Origin of the sequence: Thermococcus sp. (assembly GCF_027012695.1) — an archaeon.
Taxonomy (GTDB): Archaea; Methanobacteriota_B; Thermococci; order Thermococcales; family Thermococcaceae; genus Thermococcus.
Genome location: NZ_JALUYR010000063.1, coordinates 1 through 8,477, shown reverse-complemented (window position 1 = coordinate 8,477; position 8,477 = coordinate 1). Strand labels below are relative to the sequence as shown.

The 8,477-nt window shown below is 57.1% G+C and carries 7 protein-coding genes; 3 read left to right on the top strand and 4 right to left on the bottom strand.

Features of this window, described 5'->3' with window-relative positions; translation table 11 throughout:
• A partial coding sequence (locus MV985_RS05470; RefSeq protein WP_297464133.1) for an RtcB family protein occupies positions 1–1,077 on the top strand: 1,077 nt, incomplete at its 5' end.
• A gap of 62 nt (positions 1,078–1,139) precedes the next feature.
• Here the strand turns inward: MV985_RS05470 and MV985_RS05465 are convergent.
• The 3 genes from MV985_RS05465 to MV985_RS05455 are packed head-to-tail and all read right to left on the bottom strand — an operon-like array spanning position 1,140 to position 5,115.
• Entirely contained in the window at positions 1,140–2,066 is a 927-nt protein-coding gene (locus MV985_RS05465) for an ABC transporter permease (protein WP_297464131.1), read from the bottom strand.
• The gene (locus MV985_RS05460; RefSeq protein ID WP_297464129.1) at positions 2,063–4,189 is read right to left on the bottom strand and encodes an NEW3 domain-containing protein; all 2,127 of its coding nucleotides are present in this window, start codon (positions 4,187–4,189) and stop codon (positions 2,063–2,065) included. The genes MV985_RS05465 and MV985_RS05460 overlap by 4 nt, the downstream gene beginning before the upstream one ends.
• Positions 4,186–5,115: an ABC transporter ATP-binding protein gene (locus MV985_RS05455; RefSeq protein ID WP_297464128.1), complete on the bottom strand. Its 930-nt coding sequence runs from the start codon at positions 5,113–5,115 to the stop codon at positions 4,186–4,188. The genes MV985_RS05460 and MV985_RS05455 overlap by 4 nt, the downstream gene beginning before the upstream one ends.
• 96 nt (positions 5,116–5,211) lie before the next feature.
• Here MV985_RS05455 and moaC point away from each other — a divergent pair, with 96 nt between their 5' ends.
• Both moaC and MV985_RS05445 read left to right on the top strand, forming a co-directional pair.
• Entirely contained in the window at positions 5,212–5,676 is a 465-nt protein-coding gene (moaC, locus tag MV985_RS05450) for a cyclic pyranopterin monophosphate synthase MoaC (RefSeq protein ID WP_297464126.1), read from the top strand.
• 31 nt (positions 5,677–5,707) lie between these two features.
• On the top strand, positions 5,708–7,438 hold the full coding sequence (locus MV985_RS05445; RefSeq protein WP_297464124.1) for an endonuclease MutS2: 1,731 nt from the start codon (positions 5,708–5,710) through the stop codon (positions 7,436–7,438).
• Between the two features lie 17 nt (positions 7,439–7,455).
• On the opposite strand, the gene MV985_RS05440 is transcribed toward MV985_RS05445, so the two are convergent.
• Entirely contained in the window at positions 7,456–8,124 is a 669-nt protein-coding gene (locus tag MV985_RS05440) for a Kae1-associated kinase Bud32 (protein WP_297464117.1), read from the bottom strand.
• Positions 8,125–8,477 lie beyond the last annotated feature (353 nt).

The following is an 8,477-nucleotide window of genomic DNA, read 5'->3' as shown; positions in this document are numbered from 1 at the left end:
CTCTTCAAGAACGTGCCGAGTGGCCTTGGAAGCAAAGGCCGCGTAAGGCTCCACTGGACGCAGCTGGACGATGTATTGGCGGATGGAGCAAAATGGGCAGTCGACAACGGCTACGGCTGGAAGGAGGATTTGGAGCACCTCGAGGAAGGTGGAAGAATGGAGGGGGCTGACCCTGAGGCGGTAAGCCAGAGGGCAAAGCAACGCGGAGCGCCACAGCTCGGTTCCCTCGGCTCAGGAAACCACTTCCTCGAGGTCCAGGTGGTTGACAGGATCTTCGATGAGGAGATAGCGAAGGCCTACGGCCTCTTTGAAGGACAGGTCGTTGTGATGGTTCACACAGGTTCGAGAGGTCTCGGCCACCAGGTGGCGAGCGACTACCTCAGGATAATGGAGAAGGCCAACAGGAAATACAACGTGCCCTGGCCGGATCGTGAACTCGTCAGCGTCCCCTTCCAGACTGAGGAGGGGCAGAGGTATTTCAGCGCGATGAAGGCCGCGGCAAACTTCGCCTGGGCCAACAGGCAGATGATAACCCACTGGGTCAGGGAGAGCTTTGAAGAGGTCTTCAAGAGGAAAGCGGAAGACATGGAGATGGGCATCGTCTACGACGTGGCACACAACATAGCCAAGGTTGAGGAGCATGAGGTTGATGGAAAGAAAGTGAAGGTCGTCGTCCACAGGAAAGGTGCCACAAGGGCCTTTCCTCCGGGACACCCGGACGTGCCAAGGACTTACCGCGACGTCGGCCAGCCCGTCCTCATTCCCGGCTCGATGGGAACGGCCAGCTACGTCTTGGCTGGAGCCGAAGGATCGATGAAAGAAACGTTCGGTTCAAGCTGCCACGGCGCAGGAAGATTGCTGAGCAGGAGGGCGGCAACGAGACAGTACCGTGGCGACAGACTGAGAAACGAGCTCCTTCAGAGGGGCATCTACGTGAGGGCCGCTTCACTCCGCGTTGTTGCCGAGGAGGCTCCCGGTGCCTACAAGAGTGTGGACAACGTCGTCAACGTGGTCCACGAGGCTGGAATAGCCAAGCTCGTGGCCAGAATGCGGCCGATGGGTGTTGCGAAGGGCTGATCTCTTTTCTCCCTTTGCTTGGCTTTTCAAACTCCCGGAAAATTCCGAAAAAAGAAAAGGCATCAGTTCAGGTCACTCGTGAGGAAACGGGCGTAGGCGAGGGCGAAGGGCAGGAGCAGCATTATCAGGAGCGCCGCGAGGTTGTTGAAACCATAGGTAAAGGAATCGCCCAGCGGGATGTAGTAGTTCATGAACCTGTCGCCGCCGAAGATGTAGCCGACAAGCTGGACGTAGTGATGCGCGGGGTTTATCGAGTGGAGCCTGGCCATCCAGGTGTTAAGGTTTTCCTGCCACATCTCGTGGGCGGTCGTCCCCCAGGGCGGCTCAGGTCCAACCAGCTTCGGTGCCGCGATACCGACCACTATTCCGTAGAACACCGTGAGAAAGATCGCCAGTCCAACCGCGGTCAGCATTGATGTTTCCGGCTTCTTGAATAGGGTGGAAAGCAGCACCCCCATTGAGAGGAATACCAGGGTGTAGAGGATCGTCACCAGGATGGCCAGAAAGCCCCTCAGCAGGGAGTCTCCGTCGAGGGGTATGCCGAGTATGAGCATAACCGCGACCATGACGACGTAGGAGACAAGGTAGGTCACCGCTATCAGCGTCCCCATTCCCAGGAACTTGCCGTTGATGACCTCGTCCCGATAAACCGGGTGCCCCAGCAGGACCTTCGCCGTGCCGCTCTCGACCTCCCTGTTTATGGCGTCCGCCCCCAAAGCCGCCCCAAGGACCGCCCCGAAGATGGTGAGTATCATCATGTTGACCGTGAAGAGCATGGCAAAGGGCGTGGTGTAGATTTCCGCCTTAACGCCCCAGAGGTAGAACTCGTTGGACTCAACGGTCGGAACGCCCATCCGTATCAGGTAGTCCTTGATCGCGTAGACCGCCAGTCCAAAAATTAGAAGGTAGGTAGCCACTATAACCGCGAAGCGCCTGCTCTTCACCGAGGTGTAGAGCTCCTTGAGGGCGATGTTCCAGGCCGGGTTCATCTCCTGCCGACCCTCCTCATCAGCCATATCACTATGCCGAAGGCCAGTATCAGGAGGACGACCCCGATCCAGGTTCCGCTGGAACCCTGCGTGACTCTAACCGTTATCACAGTCTCGGCCTTGGCCTGATCACCGGCGGCAGTTACCGTTATGGTGTAGGTTCCCGCTGGGGCAGACTTGGGGACGCGGATCCTGAGTTCAACCTGGGTTGGTCCCGGATACGTAACGACGTTGCCGTGGGATTCGACGCCAATGCGCGGCAGAGTCGGCGGAACGATCTCGACCTCCCAGCCGCTGGGAGCCTGGACGGTGAACTTGACGTTGGTTACCGTCCCGGTGGCGTCCACCCAGAGCCTCGTGGCGGTGCTTCCCCCTGCCCTGACAACGAGGGACGGTGTCTCGGGCTCGATCCTGAGGGAGGCGGGGTTCTCGACGCGGACTGTCAGCGGGAGCTCCACCCTCGACGCACTTCCAGAAACCATCACCTTCACGTGGAACTCACCGGACTCGGCGTTGAAGGGCGGGAAGATCACGAGGTAGGCCGTTGCACTCTCGCCGCTCCTGACCCGGAGGCTCCCGATGGGCACCGTTCCCCTCGGATCCTGGCTGAGGACGTAGCTCCATCCCTCGGGAAGACCCTCCACGGTGACGTGATATTCGTCGTCCCTCGAACCGAGGTTCTGGATAATCAGCCCCGTGCTTCCGCTGCCACTGGGCTCCACAACCAGAACGTCCCGCTCGAGCTTCGCCTTGAAGTAGTACTCCGCGCGCTTTAGCTCAAGCTTGAGGGTCTTTTCCTCGCCGTCGGAGAGCCTGATTCTGACCTTTGCAGGGATACAGCCCTCGGCACCCCCTATAACCGTGTATTCACCGGGCTTCAGCTCGAGCTCAACGGAACCTGCCGGGGAAGTGGTTAAGTTTCTGTCCCCCACGGCCACCCATCCCCTGAGGGGGTTGCCGGCCTCGTCGGTTAGAATCACCGTAAGTTTCGCGGGCTGACCGAGGTATGTCCTGTAGACGTAGACGTCCAGCCCATAGACCTTCCCGTTTATCCTGAAGTCCACCCGGTGGTCTCCCAGGGTGGCGTTCCTCGGCACTTCGATCACCAGGCTTGCGGTGAAGCTTCCGTCAACCTCAAAGCTCCTGAGCCTGTACCTGCCGTCGGTCAGGTAGACCGTCCATCCCGCGGGCAGCTCCCCGGGTTCAAACTCAACCCTTCCCCTTCCGGCGAACGTTACTGGAACGCTGAGGGCAGTTCCCGCCTCTGCCTCAAGGCTCAGGTAGGGGAGGGAAACCTCTATCCCAGCACTCTCTACCTCAAGGGTTCCGGTGAAGTTCCCCACGGCGAACCTAATCACTCCACTGCCCGCTGGCTCAATGTGGAGGATCAGACTGACAGTCCCCCTGGGTGGAACAACTATTTCGCCGACTTCGACGCCCCCGTAGAGGAAGCTCGCGCTCCATCCTTTTGGAAGGGAGAGCACCCTCAGCGGGAGAATCAGCTCGGTGTCGGTGGTGCTCGATACTGTGATGGGTAGGTCAACGGATCCTGAGGCCTTCACCTTCCCATAGGGATAGAATACAGTGTAAGCTGCGCTGATGGTCTCTGAAGCTGGAGGAGCGGCGTAGACCTTAACTTCCTTCCCATCGTATTCGAGGGCGACGAGATCAACGACGGCACTTCCATTGATCTCAAGCGTCCTTTTAATGCCGTTCACCGAGACGTCAATGGTCCTGTTTCCAATGGCGGTTATCTCAACCGTCGTGCCGTTGAAGTGCAGCGTGGCCCCGACCCTGGGTTCGAGCGAACCGATGAACCTCGGCCTGACTGACACCACTATGAAGCCGCCGCTTGGTGTATAGCTCCCGAGAAGAATCCGGATGCCGTCGCGCTCTATTTCGGTGCCGAAGGCGAAGGGCTTTAACTCCAGTATCCTGCTCCCGTTCCGGAGCATGAGGTAAGGGCTTCCTCCCGCTGACTTGACGATGGTTATGGTGTAGTCACCCACCACTATCGCGTGTCCATCCGCGAGCCTGCCCTCGAAAACCGTCACGTAGGGCTGAGCGCTCACCAGCGGGAGCAGGAGAGCAACCGACAGCAGAAAGGCGATAACCTTTCTCACTCATCCTCCCTCCCGTATATCGTCCTCAGGAAAACATCCTCAAGGCTCGGCTCCTCGATTTCAAGGCTCAGGATGGTTATTCCTTTGGAGGCGAGGTACCTCGAGAGCCACTCCCTTATGTCCGAGCGGGCGAATATTATGGCCCTGTTGGGGGAGAGGCGCTCGATCCTGACTATGTCCTCGTGTTCGATCTCAGGCAATGGCTCCTTCGTCTCAACCTTTATCTCGTATCCTTCAAGCTCCATGAACTGCCGCTTTATCTCCTCAATGGGGCCAATTGCCTTGAGCCTTCCGCGGACGATTATGCCGACGCGATCGCTGAGCTCCTCGACCTCGCTGAGAACGTGGCTGGAGAAGAAGACCGTCTTTCCGCTTGCCTTCGCCTCGCGGATTATTTCCTTAACGAGATGCGCACCCCCAGGATCGAGGCCGCTCGTCGGTTCGTCGAGGATTAACAGCTCCGGCTCGTTTATGAGGGTCTGGGCTATCAAAAGCCTCTGCTTCATTCCCTTGGAGAAGGTCTTGGCCTTCCGGTAGCGGACCTCCCAGAGGCCCACCCTCTTGAGGAGCTCCTCAATTCGTTTTTCCTTCTCGGCATTGCTCATCCTGTAGAAGTTCGCGAAGAACTCAAGGTTCCTCCAGGCTGTAAGCTCGCCGTAAACGGTGGCGTTCTCCGGAAGGTAACCGATGCGCTCCTTGATCCTTATCGGCTCCCTGGCCATGTCCATGCCGAGTATCTCTATCCTTCCCCCATCCGGGATAACAATTCCAAGCATGCTGAGGATGGTCGTCGTTTTCCCCGCTCCGTTGGGTCCCAGGAAGCCGAAGACCTCCCCCTCCTCCACCGACAAGCTGAGCCCGTCAACGGCCTTAACGCGGCCGTACGACTTCGTGAGGTTCTCAACCAGTATGGCGGGTGTGGACATGGAACGCACCCCGGGTTCTAGTAAAATTCTACCGATCAAAAATAGGTCCGGGGTCATGGTTTTAAACTTTGCCCAAGAGATATTGGGGGATGGAAGATGGAGCTGACCCACGTCGATGAGAAGGGCGTTAAGATGGTCGAGGTAGGGCACAAGAGGGAGGTTTTCAGGAAGGCTGTAGCGAAGGGCCGGATCCACCTCCGGCCGGAAACCATCGAGCTCATAAAGGCCGGAAAAACGGAGAAGGGCAACGTCATAGCAACCGCTCAAATAGCGGGAATTCTGGCGGTGAAGAAGACCCCGGAGTTGATTCCGCTCTGCCACCCGATACCCTTAACTGGAGTGGACATAAGCTTTGAATTCGGAGAGGACTACATCGAGGCCACCTGCGAGGTAAGGGCAACCTATAAAACTGGAGTGGAGATGGAGGCCCTGACCGGTGTGAGCGTTGCGCTCCTCACGATATGGGACATGGTGAAAGCTGTTGAGAAGGACGAGAAGGGCCAGTATCCCGTGACGAGGATAGAGAACATCCACGTTGTGGAGAAGGTGAAGACCCGGTAGATTTTTGAGGTGGTTAACTCTCCTTCCTGCGATGAAGCTCAAACTCAACCCCGAGGCGAGGGCGGTATACAGGTCAATCCGGGAGGAGATAAAGAGGAGGTTAGTCCTGCCTGAGAGCGCCTCCCTTCTGGACGAGTTCGAACCCGTCTCCGATAGGAAAGAGATACTCCACAGACAGGCCTACTTCAGGGAAAACCTATCCATGATACGGCCCGAGCTGAAGGACCACCTTTCCAAGGTGAAGCCCATAAAATTCAGGCGCGACTTCCTCCACGATAGAATTCTCGTCGTTGATGAGTCGGAGCTTGAGAGGGCCGAGAAGCTGGGCCTCTGCGAGGTGACCACGGAGATTGAGGACACCGAAGGATACCCCCTCGTTCTGAGCACGATCGGTTATGGGATAGACGTCGAGCTCGTCCCTTCCCAGATAGCGCCGGAGCTATACGTGCTGCCCCTCTGGGAGAACCGGGAAACGCTCAAAGCCCTCGCCAGAATCGGCGAGCTCACCGGAAGAGAGAGTGTTGCCGGGGAGATTCTGAAGGCCCTCGAAGACCTGAGAGAGGTTATTGAAAAGCAGAAGACCCTCGATAACCTGGAGGAACTGGTAGCAGAGAAGGAGCGCGAGCTTAACGATCGAATCTCGGAGAAGCTCGAGAAGTTCAGCCTTACCCTCAGCGGGAAGGAGCTCCTTGAATTCCTGAGCGAGCTAAAGGCCGGAAACTACGAGGCGATATTCTCCCACTTCGGAGGGGTGGAGGGAGAAATACTCGATCTGATAAACGAAGCCGAGAACGAGCTGAGCGAGAGGTTCGGCGTTACCGTCGAGCTGTTTTCAAGGGAGGAACTCTATCCGGTATCCGTGCCACCGGAAAGGGTCGAAATTCTCCGGGAGGAGCTCGAGAAAGAACTGAAGGTCGAGCTCTACCTCAAAAGTCGGGAGGTACTCAGGAAAATAATACCGCTCCTTCAGCGGCTTAGGGAAGAGCTCTCCGCCGTTCACGAGCTCGACTTCCTCCAGGCGGTAAAGGACTTCGCGGAGAACTTTACCTTCCCGGAGCTCCACGATGGGGGCATGGCCTTCATCAATGGGAGGCACCTCTTCATCGAGAACCCCCAGCCGGTGAGTTATGTTGTTGGCAGAAAGCCAAAGGGCTTCAATGTTCCCGGTTCCGACGTTGTCAACGACGAGAAGGTTGTGATACTAACCGGGGCCAACAGCGGTGGAAAGACCTCCCTGCTGGAGCTGATAACCCAGATAACAGTTCTGGCCCACATGGGGCTCCCCGTTCCGGCCGAAAAGGCCTGGGTGGAACCCCTCGATGAGGTTTTCTTCTTCAGGAGGAAGAGGAGTACCTACGGGGCCGGCGCCTTCGAGACGGCCCTAAAATCCTTCGTCAGGGCCCTTCGCGGAGGGGGGAGAAAGTTGATCCTCATAGACGAGTTCGAGGCCATAACCGAGCCCGGTGCAGCCGTCAAGATAATAGGAGAACTCCTTAAAGTTGCCCACGAGAGGGGATTCCATGTCGTCATAGTTTCTCATCTGGGTGAAGATCTGAAAAAGGAGCTCTCCTTCGCGAGGGTGGACGGTATAGAGGCGCGGGGACTGGACGAGAACCTCAACCTCATCGTGGACAGGCAGCCTGCCTTCGGAAAACTGGGGAGGAGCACGCCCGAGCTTATAGTCGAGAGGCTCGCGAGGAAAAAGCGCGGAAAGGAGAGGGAGATCTTTGAGAGGATCCTGAGGGCCTTCAGGGAGAAGTAATCTCGCCTCTTGGGGGATTATCCCACCCAGCTCCTCTCCCTGTACCTTCCCCTGCTCTCGATCTCCTCCAGCTTCTTCTCTATTTCCTCTCTGGCCTTCTCCCCGCGTACCTCGGCGTAGCCCTCCAGAACGGCCTCAAACCCCTCCTCGAACCAGGTGTAGTGGGTGCTCTCCATCGCCCGCTTGAGCAGGTGCAGATCAACGCCCCTCGCTTCGAGCGTCGGGTCGAAGTCCGCCAGTCCGAAGTCTATCAGGTAAACTTTACCCTCCCGGAGTATCATGTTGCTCGTCGTCAAATCCCCGTGGACTATGCCGGCATCGTGGAGTTTTCCCACCTGCCTGCCCACCTCCCTGCATAGCCTTAGTCTCTCCTCCACCGGGACACTCTCGAGAAGCTCCTTGAGGCGATCGCCCTCTATGAACTCCATGGCAATTTTCATGTCCCTTAGATCAACCTCGTAGACGTGGGGACAGTTCACGCCAAAGGCCTTAGCCCTGTGGAGCACCCTCGCCTCCCGAACGGTTCGCTCCTTCCTAAGCCTCTCGTCTATCTCCCTTATCCTGTACCGCTTTGGAATCCTGTGCTTCACGATGACCTTCTCCCCGGGCAGCAGGTCCGCTCCAAAGAACTCCGCAAAGCCCGCCAGGTAGATCTTCGCCTCCGCGCCCTGTTTTATGAGCTCCACGACATTTCCCTCCATTATCAGACGACAGTTTTACGTCCGGCAGGGTTTTAGCATTTTCTTCAAAAATTGCCTCAATATTCTGGCGTTTATTCAATCTATTAGCAAAATCTCGGACAGTTTAACCGAAAAGTTTATATATAGAACTGACGAAGCACATTTGCAAAAAATGAAAAACTGAAGGAGGAATGAAAGATGGCCCAGCTGAGTGGACAGCCGGTTGTTATTTTGCCTGAGGGAACCCAGAGGTACGTCGGAAGGGACGCCCAGAGACTCAACATCCTCGCGGCGAGAATCGTAGCCGAAACCGTGAGAACAACCCTCGGACCCAAAGGAATGGACAAAATGCTCGTAGA

Excerpts from the sequence above, each read along its gene's own strand:
- MV985_RS05455 (WP_297464128.1), bottom strand. The coding sequence starts at position 5,115 with ATGTCCACACCCGCCATACTGGTTGAGAACCTCACGAAGTCGTACGGC.
- MV985_RS05465 (WP_297464131.1), bottom strand. The coding sequence starts at position 2,066 with ATGAACCCGGCCTGGAACATCGCCCTCAAGGAGCTCTACACCTCGGTG.
- MV985_RS05445 (WP_297464124.1), top strand. The coding sequence starts at position 5,708 with ATGAAGCTCAAACTCAACCCCGAGGCGAGGGCGGTATACAGGTCAATC.
- moaC (WP_297464126.1), top strand. The coding sequence starts at position 5,212 with ATGGAGCTGACCCACGTCGATGAGAAGGGCGTTAAGATGGTCGAGGTA.